Source organism: Vibrio harveyi (genome assembly GCF_030060435.1).
Lineage (GTDB): Bacteria > Pseudomonadota > Gammaproteobacteria > Enterobacterales > Vibrionaceae > Vibrio > Vibrio harveyi.
The window spans coordinates 1,371,557-1,387,316 of record NZ_CP125876.1 but is presented as its reverse complement, the minus strand read 5'-3'; the positions used below and the strand labels follow the sequence as shown (position 1 = coordinate 1,387,316).

Annotated in this window: 15 protein-coding genes; 5 read left to right on the top strand and 10 right to left on the bottom strand. The window is 45.7% G+C overall.

The features are described from left to right. Window positions 1-2 precede the first annotated feature (2 nt). Window positions 3-794 carry a slipin family protein gene (locus QMY49_RS22775; protein WP_017818670.1) on the top strand — a complete coding sequence of 264 codons (792 nt, stop codon included), beginning with the start codon at window positions 3-5 and terminating at the stop codon, window positions 792-794. 88 nt (window positions 795-882) lie between these two features. Here the strand turns inward: QMY49_RS22775 and QMY49_RS22770 are convergent, their stop codons facing one another. Further along, window positions 883-1,287, bottom strand: coding sequence for a globin family protein (locus tag QMY49_RS22770; RefSeq protein WP_283314525.1), 405 nt, complete (start codon window positions 1,285-1,287; stop codon window positions 883-885). 288 nt (window positions 1,288-1,575) lie between these two features. Between QMY49_RS22770 and QMY49_RS22765 the strand changes: the two genes are divergently transcribed. Further along, on the top strand, window positions 1,576-2,232 hold the full coding sequence (locus QMY49_RS22765; RefSeq protein ID WP_005435698.1) for an NAD(P)H-dependent oxidoreductase: 657 nt from the start codon (window positions 1,576-1,578) through the stop codon (window positions 2,230-2,232). Between the two features lie 164 nt (window positions 2,233-2,396). On the opposite strand, the gene choV is transcribed toward QMY49_RS22765, so the two are convergent. The 6 genes from choV to betI all read right to left on the bottom strand — a co-directional run bounded on the left by choV (window position 2,397) and on the right by betI (window position 9,274). Further along, window positions 2,397-3,581: a choline ABC transporter ATP-binding protein gene (gene choV, locus QMY49_RS22760; protein WP_047513752.1), complete on the bottom strand. Its 1,185-nt coding sequence runs from the start codon at window positions 3,579-3,581 to the stop codon at window positions 2,397-2,399. Between the two features lies 1 nt (window position 3,582). Beyond that, window positions 3,583-4,425, bottom strand: coding sequence for a choline ABC transporter permease subunit (gene choW, locus QMY49_RS22755; RefSeq protein WP_005425967.1), 843 nt, complete (start codon window positions 4,423-4,425; stop codon window positions 3,583-3,585). Window positions 4,426-4,487: 62 nt separating this feature from the next. Further along, window positions 4,488-5,426, bottom strand: coding sequence for a choline ABC transporter substrate-binding protein (locus QMY49_RS22750; protein WP_047513754.1), 939 nt, complete (start codon window positions 5,424-5,426; stop codon window positions 4,488-4,490). Between the two features lie 42 nt (window positions 5,427-5,468). After that, window positions 5,469-7,178 carry a choline dehydrogenase gene (gene betA / locus QMY49_RS22745; RefSeq protein WP_283314515.1) on the bottom strand — a complete coding sequence of 570 codons (1,710 nt, stop codon included), beginning with the start codon at window positions 7,176-7,178 and terminating at the stop codon, window positions 5,469-5,471. A 19-nt stretch (window positions 7,179-7,197) separates the two neighbouring features. After that, entirely contained in the window at window positions 7,198-8,658 is a 1,461-nt protein-coding gene (gene betB / locus QMY49_RS22740; protein ID WP_283314514.1) for a betaine-aldehyde dehydrogenase, read from the bottom strand. Between the two features lie 16 nt (window positions 8,659-8,674). Beyond that, window positions 8,675-9,274 carry a transcriptional regulator BetI gene (betI, locus tag QMY49_RS22735; protein WP_005530538.1) on the bottom strand — a complete coding sequence of 200 codons (600 nt, stop codon included), beginning with the start codon at window positions 9,272-9,274 and terminating at the stop codon, window positions 8,675-8,677. 706 nt (window positions 9,275-9,980) lie between these two features. Between betI and QMY49_RS22730 the strand changes: the two genes are divergently transcribed. Beyond that, window positions 9,981-11,207 (top strand): aldose 1-epimerase family protein, encoded by a 1,227-nt coding sequence (locus tag QMY49_RS22730; RefSeq protein ID WP_283314508.1) that lies wholly within the window; start codon window positions 9,981-9,983, stop codon window positions 11,205-11,207. Between the two features lie 68 nt (window positions 11,208-11,275). Here QMY49_RS22730 and QMY49_RS22725 read toward each other — a convergent pair whose 3' ends face one another. Beyond that, window positions 11,276-12,349, bottom strand: coding sequence for a sensor domain-containing diguanylate cyclase (locus tag QMY49_RS22725; protein ID WP_283314507.1), 1,074 nt, complete (start codon window positions 12,347-12,349; stop codon window positions 11,276-11,278). A 206-nt stretch (window positions 12,350-12,555) separates the two neighbouring features. Here QMY49_RS22725 and QMY49_RS22720 point away from each other — a divergent pair, with 206 nt between their 5' ends. Further along, window positions 12,556-12,876, top strand: a complete 321-nt coding sequence (locus QMY49_RS22720) for a hypothetical protein (RefSeq protein ID WP_005452298.1) — start codon at window positions 12,556-12,558, stop codon at window positions 12,874-12,876. Window positions 12,877-13,112: 236 nt separating this feature from the next. After that, on the top strand, window positions 13,113-13,274 hold the full coding sequence (locus QMY49_RS22715; protein ID WP_170922471.1) for a hypothetical protein: 162 nt from the start codon (window positions 13,113-13,115) through the stop codon (window positions 13,272-13,274). Window positions 13,275-13,791: 517 nt separating this feature from the next. Here QMY49_RS22715 and QMY49_RS22710 read toward each other — a convergent pair. After that, the gene (locus QMY49_RS22710; protein WP_005452300.1) at window positions 13,792-15,054 is read right to left on the bottom strand and encodes a metal-dependent hydrolase family protein; all 1,263 of its coding nucleotides are present in this window, start codon (window positions 15,052-15,054) and stop codon (window positions 13,792-13,794) included. A gap of 218 nt (window positions 15,055-15,272) precedes the next feature. Beyond that, a complete protein-coding gene (locus QMY49_RS22705; RefSeq protein ID WP_005452302.1) occupies window positions 15,273-15,740 on the bottom strand; it encodes a GAF domain-containing protein in 468 nt (155 codons plus the stop codon). Window positions 15,741-15,760: the final 20 nt, after the last annotated feature.

Below are 15,760 nucleotides of genomic sequence, written 5' to 3'. Positions count from 1 at the left end.
TTATGATGCTCTACACTGTTGCCGTTATCATTGTTTTATTGGTTGCACTGGCAACGCAAATGTTCAAGGTGCTGCGTGAGTACGAGCGTGGCGTGGTGTTCTTCCTCGGTCGCTTCCAAGAAGTGAAAGGACCGGGTTTGATCATCTTAATTCCTTTCATTCAACAAATGGTTCGTGTCGACTTACGTACCATTGTTTTGGATGTTCCGACTCAAGATTTGATCACCCGTGACAACGTATCGGTCCGAGTCAATGCCGTGGTTTACTTCCGAGTTGTTGACCCACAAATGGCGATCAATAACATCGAAAGCTACAGCGATGCCACCAGCCAGTTAGCACAGACAACGTTGCGCTCGGTACTTGGTCAGCATGAACTTGATGAGTTGCTTTCTGAACGTGAACGCCTCAACAAAGATCTGCAATCCATACTCGACCAACAGACCGACGATTGGGGTATCAAGATCGCAACGGTTGAAGTGAAACATGTCGATCTTAACGACAGCATGGTGCGCGCCCTCGCCCGCCAAGCCGAAGCAGAGCGTAACCGCCGTGCGAAGATCATCCACGCAACCGGTGAATTAGAAGCTTCCAACAAGCTAAAAGAAGCGGCAGAAATGCTTAACGAAGCACCCAATGCGTTGCAACTTCGATACATGCAGACGCTCACTGAAATCACCACAGACAAGACATCGACCATCATCTTCCCGATGCCGATTAATCTCGTCGAAGCGGTCTCTGATATCGCCAAAGCAGTGAAAAAGAATCAGGGAGAGTTGGAACAAGGGAAAGAGTAAGCCTATTAGTCACTGAAGTGAGCAGTAGGAGAAGAAAAGAGGGAGTAGCGGTGTTCTACTCCCTTTACGAATTCACCATTGGTTGAACTCAAGCATCGATGCACTCTTTCTTCATAATTGCCAATCCAGTTTCAAAGCAGTGACGCCACGCATACTCGACCCTTTCATCAAAGTCAGGATCACATTGGGCGACGGTTTCTAACAGGCTTTCAAACCAGACATCGATATCTTCAGGGGCGACGCCAATATTGTTATGCCCGTGCTTGTGCCCGTATTTCCGCATCATGTCACGAGCGTCTGTTGAGGTGTCTGCCATCATCACAAACACGATAGACCCTTTAAGCATCCGGATTTGCTTCTTCATATCTACGCCATCGAACTTCTGTCTGAAGTTTTCGCCTTTCGACCAAAAGTTCTCATAGAACAAATCAAAGAAGTCCTCATGGGTAACACAGCGTTCATAGCTGTCGTTAAAAACTTCGATTACGTTCATCCCCTAGCCTCCAACCAACTTATCTATTTTCATTATGAATGTAATTTGATAATCCTACCAAGCTCGTTGGGACGGTTTTGTGGTTTCTGAACGTCGGCATACGAAGAATGCCAACCTGCCCTTCAGCCGTTCAAATTCGATTTTCAATAAAAAATAGAAAGTGATTTAAACGAAACACGTATTATCAATTCGATAAAAGTCGATATTATGGACTCACTTTCGAGGTACGCATGGTTGTCGATGCTAAGCGCATCCTCATTTGTCTAATAATATTAAGAGGATATAAACGTGTCTCATCAAATCATTACAGACCTAAACAACCGTTACACAGCTAAAAAATACGACGAAGAGAAACGCATCTCTCAAGAAGATATGGCAATCATCAAAGAAGCAATCCGCCTATCTGCGTCTTCTATCAACTCTCAGCCTTGGAAATTCATCGTAATTGAGAGCGACGAAGCGAAACAGCGTTTCCATGACACGTTTGCTAACATGCACCAGTTCAACCAACCGCACGCTAAAGCAGCATCTCACACTATTCTGCTAGCGTACGATCCAAAATTCACTAAAGAGAAATTCGCGAAGCGTGTTGATGCTGAAGTGACTTCTGGTCACCTACCAGCAGACATGTACGACATGTTCATGGGTGCTTACGCATTTGCTGAAGCAAACACAGATGAGAACGGCTACAACGGCGGCTGGACGAAAGCGCAAGTTTACATCGCGCTTGGTAACCTACTGCACACACTAGCGCGTCTAGGTATCGACTCTACTCCAATGGAAGGTGTTGACCCAACACTGATCGGCGAAGAGTTCAAAGCAGAACTAGACGGTCACGTATGTGAAGTTGCACTAGCAATCGGTTACCACAAAGACGGCGAAGACTACAACCACGGTCTACCAAAAGCGCGTCTAAACATGGATGACGTAATCACTACTCTTTAACGAGTATCGTGTCCTAGCTCCTTGGTTCCTAGCCTAGAGCTTAGCTATCTAAATCATTGTTCAAATTGAAAGAGCCGTACTTCTTAGTTTCTCAGTCTAAGAGTACGGCTCTTTTTTTGTTTTGCCGAGGGAGGAATCAACAAACGTTTTGATATAAGAGACAGCTACGCCACTTGCTTGGATTTAAAGTTGCCAAGCAGTGCGTCATACAACTCGTTGTCACTCAGTACGCCCACTAACTTGTTCTCTTCTACTAGCAATATCGGCTGGTTGCTGCGTTGCTTCAGTTCAATCGCCTCACGCATGCTGATGTCTGGGTTAGCTTGAACAACTGTGCTTTCGCCGATGTCGTCGAGTGTGGTTGAACCGCTTTCCCAATTCACCAATGACTTATCGGAATCCACCAGCGTAACACCTTTCGGTTCTTGCTCGACCCATATCTGCTTATCTGCACATACCAATACGCGGTCATTCTGCTGCTTAAGCTCAGTGCTGGATTGCATCAGTGAACGACCTTTCAAGACATTGAGCGGATTAGTGTGAGCCACAAAGTCCGCCACATAGTCGTTTTCTGGCGCAAGGATGATTTGCTCAGGCTTGCCGTGTTGAATCAGTTTGCCCGATTCCATAATGGCAATGTTGTTACCGATTTTCAGCGCTTCATCTAAGTCATGGCTCACAAACAAAATCGTCTTGTTGAGCTTCTCTTGCAGTTGAATCAATTCATCTTGAAGCTGAGCACGAATCAGTGGATCGAGCGCAGAAAACGGTTCATCCATTAGTAGGATGTCGGTATCCATAGCAAAGGCGCGAGCCAATCCAACACGCTGCTGCATACCACCAGAGAGCTCATGCGGGAACTTGCTCTCCCACTCGCTTAGCCCAACCATTTCTAATTGTTCACGCGCTTTTTTACGACGTTCCGCCTTACCAATGCCCTGCATCTCAAGACCAAACGCCACGTTATCCAATACCGTTAACCACGGCATAAGCGCAAACTTTTGGAACACCATCGACACACGGTGAGTACGCAGGTTACGTAGAGTCTGTTCGTCACAGTTGGCAAGCTCCACCATGTCTTCGCCATCTTTGATTTTGAGTGAGCCACGAGAGATCTCATTCAAGCCATTAACGGCACGAAGCAAACTGGATTTACCCGAACCGGAAAGCCCCATCAATACACAGATCTCACCTTGTTTGACGCTCATTGAGACCTTATCAACACCAACCACTTGTCCGGTCTCATCAATGATCTCTTGACGAGACTTGCCTTGGTCTAATAGCGCCAATGCTTGCTCTTGCTGCTGACCAAACACAACGTCGAGGTTTTCAATCGTAATTGCATCCATGTTATGCCTCCTTTTGGTTTGGTGCTTTGCACAAGCGGTCGAGAATAATCGCGACTAACACAATCGCTAAACCCGCTTCAAAGCCTTGAGAAATGTTCACGGTGTTCAATGCTCGTACGACTGGTTTACCCAGACCATCGGCACCGACTAGCGCAGCAATCACCACCATAGAAAGTGACAACATAATGCACTGAGTAACACCCGCCATGATGCTTGGCAATGCTGCTGGAAGTTCGACTTTGAACAGCAATTTCATGCGGCTTGCACCAAACGCTTTACCCGCTTCAATCAGCTCTTCTGGCACTTTGGTGATACCAAGGTAAGTCAGACGAATCGGCGCGGCGATGGCAAAGATAATGGTGGAAATCAGCCCCGGAACAATGCCTAAACCAAACAGAACCAGTGTTGGGATCAGATACACAAACGTTGGTACGGTCTGCATTAAATCGAGTATCGGGCGTAATAAGGTATACAACCACGGGCGATGCGCCGCCATGATGCCAAGCGGTACGCCAATTAATACGGAAATCGTTGTCGCAGCGAAGACGAGAACAAAGGTTTCCAGCATTTCTTGCCAGTAGCCGAGGTTAAGGATAGTCAGCAGCGCCAATACGATAAACACGACTAGAGGAATGCTGCGGTGTAGGAACCACGCAATCGCTGCGGTCATGATAATAGGTGCTGCCGGAGGCATCCATTTGAATATATCCACCACGAATAGAATGATGGTTTCAAGAAAAATAGAGATAGCATCAAAGAAACCCGACGCGTTCATGGTTAACCAATCCACGCCCGTTTCCATCCATTCGCCCAACGGAAGTTTGTTGTCCGTAATAAAATTCACAATAAAACCTTTGTGTTAATAGGCGGGCATCGCTGCCCACCTTTTCCTAAAGAGAGGAATGATTAAGCGTTTGTTTTTAGATAAGAAGTAATCGCTTGTTTTGCGTCTTTGCCATCTAACGTCTTCACGCCTTCTAGCCACGCTTCAAATTGTTGTGGGTTAGCATTCAACCACTCTTGTGCTGCTTTCGCTGGCTTCTGTTTTTGGTTCAGAATCGCTTCCATCAACTGGTTTTCCATCTCTAGGCTGAACTCTAGATTCTTAAGCAGTTGACCCACGTTTTGACACTCAGATAGGTAGTCTTGGCGTACGTTAGTGTAAACATTTGCACCGCCGTAGTTAGGACCAAAGAAGTCGTCACCGCCAGATAGGTATTCCATCTCAACATTGCTGTTCATTGGGTGTGGTGCCCAACCTAGGTAAACGATCCATTGGTTACGACGCACAGCACGAGACACCTGAGACACCATGCCCGCTTCGCTTGATTCCACGAGGCTGAAGTCTTTCAAGCCGAATGCATCGGTGTCGATCATATCTTGGATAAGACGGTTGCCATCGTTACCCGGCTCAATGCCGTAGATGCGGTCTTTGAATTTGTCGGCATGTTTTGCCAAGTCAGCAAAGCTTTTCACGCCTGCGTCATATACGTACTTTGGCACGGCTAGTGTGTATTTTGCGCCTTCTAGGTTTGCACGAACGGTTTCCACTGTGCCAGCTTCACGATATTTGGCGATATCACCTTCCATGGTTGGCATCCAGTTACCTAGGAATACGTCAATGTCGCCGTTTGCCATTGAAGAGTACGTCACAGGTACAGACAGAAGGTCGGTCTTGGTTTTGTAGCCCAAGCCTTTAAGCAGTTCAGAGGTAACAGCTGTGGTTGCAGTGATGTCTGTCCAGCCTACATCGGCAAATCGAACAGTTTCACATTGGTTAGCGTAAGCACCTGTCGCTACTGCACTCAGCGCGATAGATGAAAAGATTTTTGTCATCGTAGACATGTTTAAATTCCTTGTAATGATTACTGACTTTTCTTTGAGTTATTAAGTGATAGAAGAGATCGAGCTTAAGTCTCTTTTCGGCGGACGCATTCTTTGCGTCTCTTGCCAGTTCGGAGCAATCCAAACCGGAGTGTTATTCGATTGTTCGAGTACGTTCCCCAAGATCATGTCCGCAGCACGCTCTGCGACCATGATGGTTGGTGCGTTTAAGTTGCCATTCGGAATGGTTGGGAAGATGGATGAATCCACCACACGCAAGCCTTCAATGCCGCGCACTTGGCAGGCTTCATTCAGAACTGCCATTGGGTCATCGTCTGCGCCCATTTTGCAGCTACACGATGGGTGGTAAGCACTTTCCACATTTTGCTTGACCCATTCATCAATCGCTTCATCGCTGGTGATGTTAAGACCGGGCTGGATCTCTTCCCCACGGAACGCATCCATTGCAGGTTGATTGAGGATTTCACGCGTTAGACGAATACAGTCTCGCCAATCCTGCTTATCTTGTTCCGTCGAGATGTAGTTGAACTCGATTTTTGGCTTGTCATTTGGGTTAGCAGAAACCACTTCGACACTGCCGCGACTCTCAGGCTTGTTTGGACCAACATGCACTTGGAAGCCGTGACCATCAAATGCCGCGCGTCCGTCATAACGCATTGCTGCTGGTAGGAAGTGATATTGAATGTTTGGCGATTTCAATCCTTCACGAGAGCGGATGAACGCACACGATTCAAAGTGGTTGGTTGCGCCCAGACCTTTGCGCGTCAGAATCCACTCCGTACCAATCAAACCTTTGCTGATCAAACCTAACTTGCTGTTGAGAGTAATCGGCTGTTTACAGTGATACTGGAAGTACACTTCAAGGTGGTCTTGCAAGTTCTTACCCACGCCTTCTAGAGCGTGTTTCACTTCAATACCCGCTTTTTCAAGCACAGTCTTAGGACCAATACCCGAAAGTTGCAGCAGTTGTACCGAGCCGATGGAACCTGCGCTCGACACAACCTCTTTGTTGGCAAGGCACTGTTTGATTTTGCCAGATTGCTCGAACTCAATGCCGACCGCTTTCTTACCTTCAAGCAAAATGCGATGAGCGGTCACGCCTTTCATCAAGGTGAAATTACTGCGCTTTTTTGCACGGCTTAAGTAAGCGTTAGAGGTAGAAGCGCGCACACCTTTGTCTACCGTCATGTGCATCGGACCGAAGCCCTCTTGCTGATAGCCGTTGTAGTCTTGCGTTTCTGGGTAGCCTGCATCTTTACCCGCTTCGATAAACGCTTGGTAAAGTGGATTCAGCTTCATATCGTTGCCGTTGCATGTCCCTACCGGACCGCTATCGCCACGGTATTCGTCTGCGCCACCTGTCCATGTTTCCGCTTTACGGAAGTACGGCAGACAAGCTTGGTAGTTCCAGCCTTTCGCGCCTTCTGCTTCCCATTCGTCAAAGTCACAAGCATGACCACGAACATAAACCATGCCGTTGATCGAAGAGCTACCGCCCAAAACTTTGCCGCGTGGACAATGCAGTTGGCGTCCGTCTAGTCCATCTTCCGCAACAGTTTCGAACTGCCATGCGTACTTTTCGGTGTTCATTGGGTAAGACAGCGCCGTTGGCATTTGAATGAAGATGCTCTTGTCTGAGCCACCCGCTTCCAGCAGTAAGACTTGGTGCTGACCGCTTTCACTCAAGCGATCCGCCAAAACACAACCTGCCGAGCCAGCACCAACGATGATGTAATCGTAGCGTTGTTGCATTACAAATCCTCCTGACTGATTAGGCGTAAGGGCTGTCGAAATCACCCAAATGCACTAACACGCTCTTGGTTTGGGTGTAATGCTTAAGGGTTTCCACGCCGTTTTCACGTCCAATGCCAGACAGTTTGTAACCGCCAACGGGCATTTCAGCGGGAGAGTCGCCCCAGGTGTTAATCCAACAAATACCGGCTTGGATTTGGTGAATGACGCGGTGTGCACGAGAGAGGTTTTGTGTGAACACGCCAGCTGCAAGTCCGTAATCGGTGTTGTTGGCACGAGCAATCACTTCGTCTTCATCACTGAACTTAAGCACTGACATTACGGGACCAAAGATCTCTTGCTGCACGTGCGGCATGTCGTCTTCGCAATCAGTGAAAACCGTTGGCACAACAAAATTGCCACTCGCCAAGCCGTTTTCTGTGACTTTGTAGCCGCCGGTTAATAGCGTTGCTTTGCTTGCTTTCGCTTGTTCAATTGCGGAAAGGACTTTTGATTCGTGCTCTTTGGAAATTAGCGCGCCAATTTGGGTTTGCTCATCAAGCGGATCGCCAACCACCAGCAGTTCAGTACGCTTCTTAAGTTGAGCGACAAACTCATCATAAATACCTTCATGAACGAACACGCGAGTACCGTGCGTACACACCTCACCTTGGGTGTAGAAGTTCGCGACCATTGCAGCAGAAACCGCGTCGTCTAGCTTGGCATCATCAAAAATGATCATTGGTGATTTACCGCCAAGCTCCATTGTGACTTGCTTCAGCGTCGCGGCGCTGTCACCCATCACGACTTTGCCCGTACCCGATTCACCCGTGAAAGAGACTTTAGCGATGTCTGGATGTGCGGTGAGCATTTGCCCTACTCGGTAATCACCTTGAATAACGTTGAACACGCCATCTGGCAACCCTGCTTCGCTGTAGATTTCTGCCAGTTTGAGTGCGGTTAACGGAGTTTCTTCTGATGGCTTAAAGATCATCGCATTACCCGCAGCGAGCGCAGGGGCAGACTTCCACATCGCGATTTGAATTGGGTAGTTCCATGCACCAATACCCGCACAAACGCCAAGAGGCTCGCGGCGAGTGTAGAAAAACTGTGATTCATTCAGCGGTTGCTGTTCACCATGCATGCTAGGCGCAAGACCTGCGTAGTACTCGATCACATCTGCGCCCGTTGCAATGTCTACGCAATTCGCTTCTTGAATCGGTTTGCCCGTATCCGCGACTTCTAATGCCGCCAGTTCGTCGTTTCTTTCACGAAGTAGCGCCACCGCTTTAAGCAAAATGCGGCTTCGTTCTGTCGCCGTCATGGCAGACCAAATCGCAAAACCACGTTTGGCAGATTCAATTGCTGCTTGCATGTCTTGCTGGTTAGCCTGCTTCACATTTGCAAGCGGTTCACCATTGGCTGGATTGTATGTGGTGAAGTGTTCTTCTGAGCATCCTAGGTGCATGGCACCATCGATGTAGTGTGCTTTCATATCCATTTGAAGGTTTGACTCTTTATTTTAGTTTTGAGTAGAACGTGAGCTGTTTATCGAGATAGTCGTTGATGATGACGCGCGCTTTCTCGGCATCGATGCCTTGCGGGTTGAGCGTTCCGCGCAGCCAAATGCCATCAATCAGTGACGCAATACCATGCGCTACTAGCTCTGCTTGGTCGTTATCCAGCAAAGCTTTTAATTCTTTTTTTAGGTGAGAAAGGAGACGTCGTTCATTCACTCGTTGCAGACGTTTGAGCTGTGCGTCATGCATAGAGTACGACCAGAATGCCAACCAAGTTTTTGCCACTTGGTTCTCGGCTTGGAAACCCACAAAGTTGCCGTCGATGATGGCATTAATACGTTGATGATGCGCATCAGCTGGCAGCTGGCTTAAGTTCTCTTTGATGGTGGCAGAAAGCTGGCGCAGGATCTCACGCATGGTCTCTTCTAACAGACCGTGCTTTCCACCGAAATAGTGATTAATGATCCCCGTTGATACCCCTGCTTCTTTGCTGATCAACGAGATACTCGCGGCGTGTAAACCAACTCTGTCGATAACCGACATCGTCGCTTTGACCAGCTGCGGTTTTCTGATTTCAGGCATCCCAACCTTGGGCATTTTGCATCCTTGTTATTTTTAATTGAACGGTTAGTTAAATATAAAATGCCTCAAATTTAGTTCGAACTCAAACTAATTATCTAGAAAAAACGACAGGGGCACCTGAATTATTTCGACAACAATCATTATTAAAACTTGAGAAAAGATAGAGTTTATGAAGATTTAACACGTAAAAACAGAAACACAAAAACCACTAAAATCAATAGTTAGAGCATTTATAGCGCAAGTTATAGATGCAAAGACTCATGAAAACCCCGTTCTTATCAAAAGTACAAACAAAGACAAATACAATGAGCTCAAATATTTTATACACATTTTATTTTTAAGTTTATTAATTGACCAAGGAATGGCATACCACTTCACCACCGCGAATCTACAGCAACAAAATGTAAACGTTTCGTGTCAATTAAAATCGCCCAGTACAGCAAGGAAAACAACGAACCGGAATAGCTAGGTGTCTCCGAGTCGTTTGACGCCCCTATTTAGTTAACTAAGAGCGAGCTTCAGCAAAACGACTTTCATTTTCGCGCCCGATATTTCTGCTGAATTTGATTCAGCAATCAAAAAGATCATTAAAAAACCCTCTAATGAGCATATTGATCACAACTCATATCAGCCTACTTTGCTCAAAAATAGCGCAATTTATATAATAATGCTGAATCGATTCAGCAATACTTAGATTTGAAAAATAAATAAGGAATAAAGGATGAAAAATTCGTACATCGCTTGTACCGCTATGCTACTCGGACTCACTACCCTACCTGTTTCTTCAGCAGAATTTGTTCTAACTAATTCTGCTTTAAATCAAGACGTTGGAGATTGGAAAATGACTAGTCGCTCCCTCGGCTTTAATCCAGACTTGCCCTTCAGCATTGAAAAAAAACGTTTGCACGGTGGAAAACAATTTGGTGTTGATGTTCTCGTCATAGACAACGGCATTTTGGAAGTTACCCTTATCCCAACTCGTGGGATGGGCATCTTTGATGTCAAAATGGATGGAGAGCGAATTCTTGGCTGGGACTCACCTGTCAAAGAGATCGTAAACCCAGCATTCATCGAGCTGGAAAGTCGCAATGGTCTTGGCTGGCTCGATGGGTTCAATGAAATGCTTGTACGTTGTGGGTATGAATGGACAGGTCACCCGGGCGTTGATGATAACGGTCAGCTTCTAAGCCTGCATGGTCGAGTCCAAAATACACCCGCTTCTACAGTAAAAGTGATCATTGATGATAATCCCCCACACAGAATTAGGGTGCAAGGTACCGTTTCAGAACGCACTTTCAAAAAAGCAGAACTGGTGACTCATACAGAGTTATCAATACTGCCAAGTAGCAACTCATTCTCTCTACACGATAAGTTAACCAACATGTCTGACTACGATGACGAGTACCAGATTATTTACCACTCTAACTTTGGTAGACCTATTCTTGAAAAAGGGGCGAAGTTTTCCGCAGCAGTCAAGGAAGTCTCTCCATTCAACAACTACGCAAAGGCGGGCTTAGATAGTTGGCAAACCTATCAAGGACCAACAAAAGGCTATGATGAAATGGTATTTAACTTGAAGCCAATAGGTGACGATTCCGGACAAAGTTTAGCGGTGCTTCACAACAAAAAAAGCGATAAAGGTGTGGCGCTCAGTTATAACGTAGAGCAACTGCCTGTACTGACACTATGGAAAAATACCGATACATACAAACAGGGTTATGTGACTGGCATTGAGCCCGGAACCAGTTACGCCTACAACACGAAGTACCAACGCCCATTAGGCTTAGTTCCAACCATACGAGCAGGTGAAAGCAAATACTTTGATCTAACCTACTCAGTACTTAGAAACCAAAATGAAGTCAAACAAGCACTCACCGAAGTCGCTAAAATCCAACAGGGTCAAAAAGTGGAACTGATCAGCAAGCCACTCGTAAACCTAGATAATTAACAATGCTTCAGCAATAAAAGGAGCCGCGATGTGCGGCTCTTAATCTAATGTATGCTTTAGGAAGTCGACTATCGAGAACTAGTAGCAATCAGCGCTTCCATCTCAGAAACGTGCTTGCTTAGCGGTTCACCTTTCGCGCCACAAACACGATTTCGTCCTAAAGTTTTGGCTTGGTACAAAGCCTTGTCTGCTCGACGATAGGTTTGCTCAACCGAACGATTGATTACCGTAATGCCACCACTGACCGTGATGCCCAATACACTTTTCGACTGAATGATTTCTTTCAGACGGTAAATCGCTTCAAACGCGTTTCGAGTATTGGTCTCAGGCATAATGATGGCAAACTCTTCTCCCCCAACACGTGCAACAATATCAGTTTCACGACACTCCGACTTCATCAATCTAGCGAGGTCTTTGAGTACGGCATCGCCCACATCATGACCGTGCTGGTCGTTGATTTGTTTGAAATGGTCAATATCTATGATGGCTAAGGTGGCATTAGAAAACCCATATCGACCGGCGATGTTTGCGTAGCGAGCTAATTCTTCGTCAAAACGACGACGGTTCCAGCACGCCGTTAAAGGATCTTTTTCTGCTAAGCTCTTTAATTTGCTCTCTAGTCGAGCACGATGACTAACATCTCGAAAACTCACGACATAACGATCTCGCGTACCTACCCCCACTTTATAATGTGTGATGTGCACATCTAACGTTAAGTGGTCTCCAAAACGATTGGTCACTTTGATCTCGTCTTTCCAATTCGCTTTAGCGCCCAACTTAGTAAGTGCTTCATTTAATGAACGAAAGCCAAACTGCTTTAGATTTTCACCATTTAATTGTTCACTTGTGTACCCCGTCAGCCTCAAGAAACTTTTGTTGACGTAGTCTACTCGCAAATATTGATCAAGAATCACCACACCAATGACTGAGTGAGCAGCAATACTGGCAATCTTTTCATCAATTCGTTCGCTCTCAAGATAATAATTACGAATAACCATCAATAACCCGATGGCAAAAAGCATCAGTGCCTGCCAACTGTAATCATACGTAAGTGTGTAAATACCCCAGCCGGTTATCGTCAACAGATAAACAATGGGCAGCAACTTCCGTTTATTGTCGTTAGTAAATTGTCTCGCATTCATGACGTATGCTCCGAATAATTCAATGAGCAGAGGTTATTCAATTCGGAGAATAGAAATTTACCAATTCGCGCCACTGGTTTATCGCTAACCTCGCTCTGACAAAACAGACAAAGTGATTGATTGTTCGCAAATGTCGCTTAATGGCAATTTTTGTTATCCATTTCTCCCTACCTTATTCGTCAACTTATTTGAATTAGGAAACAGAAATGAAAGCACGCAATGCCCTTTTAATCTTATTGACGAGCACAATTGGCTTTAACGCTTACGCGATTACAGACGCCAGCAAGATCGGTGCGAATGCAGGAGCAATGAGTTATTGCTACGACCACGTCGCCTCTGGCAAAGACAAATCGAAATACCGTTTGTTGAAGCTGAAAACACTGGAAGAGTATCAAGACCTAGACAGCGGTGACCGAGCAAGAGCCTTAGTAATGAAGAAAGCCGCCGAAGATGGCGAATACCTTGGTGACCCGTTAGATAAATCTCGCTGTAACAGCTTAAGAAAAATGTTGTTCGTAAAATATTAGTCGATCAAGTGTCCGACAAAGCCATCACTGTTTAGTGGTGGCTTTTTTGTATCTGTAATCCACTCATCATAAATTCACCTTGGTTATTTATAACCATTCCAAGCAATACTCATTTTCTATCTTTACGTGCGAGGTGGCGCCAAATGGTAAGTCCCTAATCTCACTTATTCCTACTATGTCGCTACAGGGTATGCATTGAGCGACAGGAGTCCCCCACTTAAAAATGAGAGACCAACATGACTTACGCAGAGTTCAAACAAACTGATTTACACACGTGCCTTACTGTTGCTGGCGAATTGATGGTAACGATTGGTAAAGTTACTTTTAAAGCCGTAAAAATTTTTAGCAAAGCCTTTGGCTGGTTGGTAATCAAAACCTATCGTTATGTGATGAAGTAAGCCCTACAAGCCCTTTCACCAAAACCTTTTTAGTCCGAACCGCGCCTTATTTAAGGCGCGGTTTTTTGTTTGCCTTGTTTGTATTTCATCAGCCCTTTTATGCTTTACCCAAGTAGCCTTGAGACGCTTGGGACATCTCCTTCTCTTTCCCCTATCTTTTTTCTTTACGCACGCCATCTAATAACCAGCCAGTAACGATTTCACTCTAAGAGATGAAATCTCTGCCTTTGTCTTCTCCTATACCCGCTTAATTTAAGGTGTTCTCCCTTCGACAATCCCGTGGTAGAACATAACTAAACTCAATGCTAGAAGAACATTAAGTTGCTCTCGATAGCCAATACGGATGAGTTTAAAATGGGCACGATGGTTTAACACGAGTAGATGTTGGCAGTAAGAACCAAATGGATGAAGCCAACAATAGATTAGCCGAGAAGGTTTTTGAAAAGTGACATACACTCTAATCCCAAGACGCAAAAAAGGCGCTCGATGAGCGCCTTTGATTAACAGGATAATGTTTTTACAATGTGTTCTTATAAACCACGCCATCTTTCATGATGACTTTCTTAGTTTCGTCTTTCATTACACAATCAACTCCCTCAAGTGGATTTCCGTCGACGATAAGTAAATCTGCATACGCACCTTCCACAATTTGACCTAATTTGCCTTCTTGATAAGGGTGTTTGTAAGTCGACAATTCAAACAAACGGCCACAGTTTGAAGTTGCCATGCGCAGTGCAGTGATGGTGTCGAACGTTTTTTCAATCGCACCAAGCTCTTGCATCTGACTTTCATGAACGTTTGCTTTACCGACACAGTCAGTACCAAACGCTAGGTTTTGAATATCGTATTTCTTGATAAGCTCAGCAGACTTAAACATTGCCTTACCAACGCGTTCTGTCTTGCGGTAAGTCTCTTCGTTTGGCAGCGGGATCTTACGCTCCGCAATCAGTGATGACGTGAAGTATGACGGAACAAGCCAAATGCCTTTCTCTTTTACAATTTGAGCGATTTCATCGTCCATAATAGTAGCGTGCTCAAAGGACATTACCCCTGCTTCTGCTGCACGTTTCATCGCTGGTGCTGTGTGAATATGAGCCGCGACATAGGTACCATAGTCGCTTGCCGCTTCCACCGCTGCTTTCATTTCATCTAACGTGTATTGCAACGTATCCAGCGGGTCGAAGGTAGAGGATGCACCGCCACCTGCCATCACCTTGATTTGGGAAGCACCCATGAACAGTTGCTCACGAACAGCTTTTAATACTTCAGCACGACCATCCGCGACTTTAAACGCGCCCGTCTTCATCAGTGGCGAGTCTTCATGGCCGCTCGCTAGACGTTCTTGCGCTTGGTTTTGGCGGTAGTCTGAGTGACCACAAGTTTGCGAAATCGCCGCCATACAAGGCAAAATTCGAGGACCTTTGGCGTAACCTTTATCGATGCTGTTTTTCAAGCCCAGTGTGTTGCCAGCAACATCGCGAATGGTCGTAAAGCCACGCATCAACATCTCTTCAGAAATTCTCGCAGAACGAATCGCAATCTCTTCTCTCGTCATACCATCTAACTCATTAAAGCCTGCTGAAAGCGTGATGTGTACGTGCGCATCAATCAAGCCTGGCATCACCGTTTTGCCTTCTGCATCGATGATTTGCTCAGCATTCGAGTCATCCACTTTCCCGATTTGTGTGATTAAGTTGTTTTCAATCAGAAGGTCCACGTTCTTCAGAAGTTGCTCATCCACACCGTTAAACACGTTTGCATTTTTAATTACGATACTCATGGTTTCTATCTCCGAGTCAGTTGTCTCAATACAGGTGCATCATATCGAGCGGTTGAGAAATAGAATTGCCATTTCACGACAAGTGCACATTCTTGGTCTAAGCAGTGAATCAACAACAACCAGAAAAAATGCTGGAGTAGAAGTGTTAGATGCTAAGGAAGGAGACAAACAAAGAAACTCTGACCAAGAATTGTCAGAGTTTCTTTAGTTCACAGTAATCAGTGAGTGGCTTGGAGATGCTGCTCTACGTTGAGTTGAAGTTGATGGATTTGATCAATCGCACTAGGCGTACCTTTCGCGAAATCGAAAGGCTCATTATTCAGTGCGCACACCGTCCCAATAACTTCACCTTTAAAGGTGATTGGCACACCGTAATACACACCGAGACCAAATTTCACTAAGTCTTCATTGCCCTTCCACTCTTCATCCATACTTGCATCCGCCACCAGCAACGGCTGTGCAGTATCAACGACGCGTTCGCAGTACAGCTCATGACAGCCTTGTTGATTACTTTTAGGACCAGCATCACCAACGTGGTAAATAGGTTGCTCATTCGCCGCAAACACCACCATTTGATCCGGCTTAGATTCCATAATCAATAAGGAATGCAGTTGAAACTGATGGGCGATATTTTCGAGTTGAGCTGTCAGCTCATCACGATAATTGGCTAATTTGATAAAAGGCATCGTATTTCTTACTCCTATAG

What these genes read in the sequence shown, in the direction of transcription:
- QMY49_RS22775 (WP_017818670.1), top strand. Translation starts at nt 3, where the DNA reads ATGATGCTCTACACTGTTGCCGTTATCATTGTTTTATTGGTTGCACTG.
- QMY49_RS22770 (WP_283314525.1), bottom strand. Translation starts at nt 1,287, where the DNA reads ATGAACGTAATCGAAGTTTTTAACGACAGCTATGAACGCTGTGTTACC.
- choV (WP_047513752.1), bottom strand. Translation starts at nt 3,581, where the DNA reads ATGGATGCAATTACGATTGAAAACCTCGACGTTGTGTTTGGTCAGCAG.
- QMY49_RS22750 (WP_047513754.1), bottom strand. Translation starts at nt 5,426, where the DNA reads ATGTCTACGATGACAAAAATCTTTTCATCTATCGCGCTGAGTGCAGTA.
- betA (WP_283314515.1), bottom strand. Translation starts at nt 7,178, where the DNA reads ATGCAACAACGCTACGATTACATCATCGTTGGTGCTGGCTCGGCAGGT.
- betB (WP_283314514.1), bottom strand. Translation starts at nt 8,658, where the DNA reads ATGGATATGAAAGCACACTACATCGATGGTGCCATGCACCTAGGATGC.
- betI (WP_005530538.1), bottom strand. Translation starts at nt 9,274, where the DNA reads ATGCCCAAGGTTGGGATGCCTGAAATCAGAAAACCGCAGCTGGTCAAA.
- QMY49_RS22730 (WP_283314508.1), top strand. Translation starts at nt 9,981, where the DNA reads ATGAAAAATTCGTACATCGCTTGTACCGCTATGCTACTCGGACTCACT.
- QMY49_RS22725 (WP_283314507.1), bottom strand. Translation starts at nt 12,349, where the DNA reads ATGAATGCGAGACAATTTACTAACGACAATAAACGGAAGTTGCTGCCC.
- QMY49_RS22720 (WP_005452298.1), top strand. Translation starts at nt 12,556, where the DNA reads ATGAAAGCACGCAATGCCCTTTTAATCTTATTGACGAGCACAATTGGC.
- QMY49_RS22715 (WP_170922471.1), top strand. Translation starts at nt 13,113, where the DNA reads ATGACTTACGCAGAGTTCAAACAAACTGATTTACACACGTGCCTTACT.
- QMY49_RS22710 (WP_005452300.1), bottom strand. Translation starts at nt 15,054, where the DNA reads ATGAGTATCGTAATTAAAAATGCAAACGTGTTTAACGGTGTGGATGAG.
- QMY49_RS22705 (WP_005452302.1), bottom strand. Translation starts at nt 15,740, where the DNA reads ATGCCTTTTATCAAATTAGCCAATTATCGTGATGAGCTGACAGCTCAA.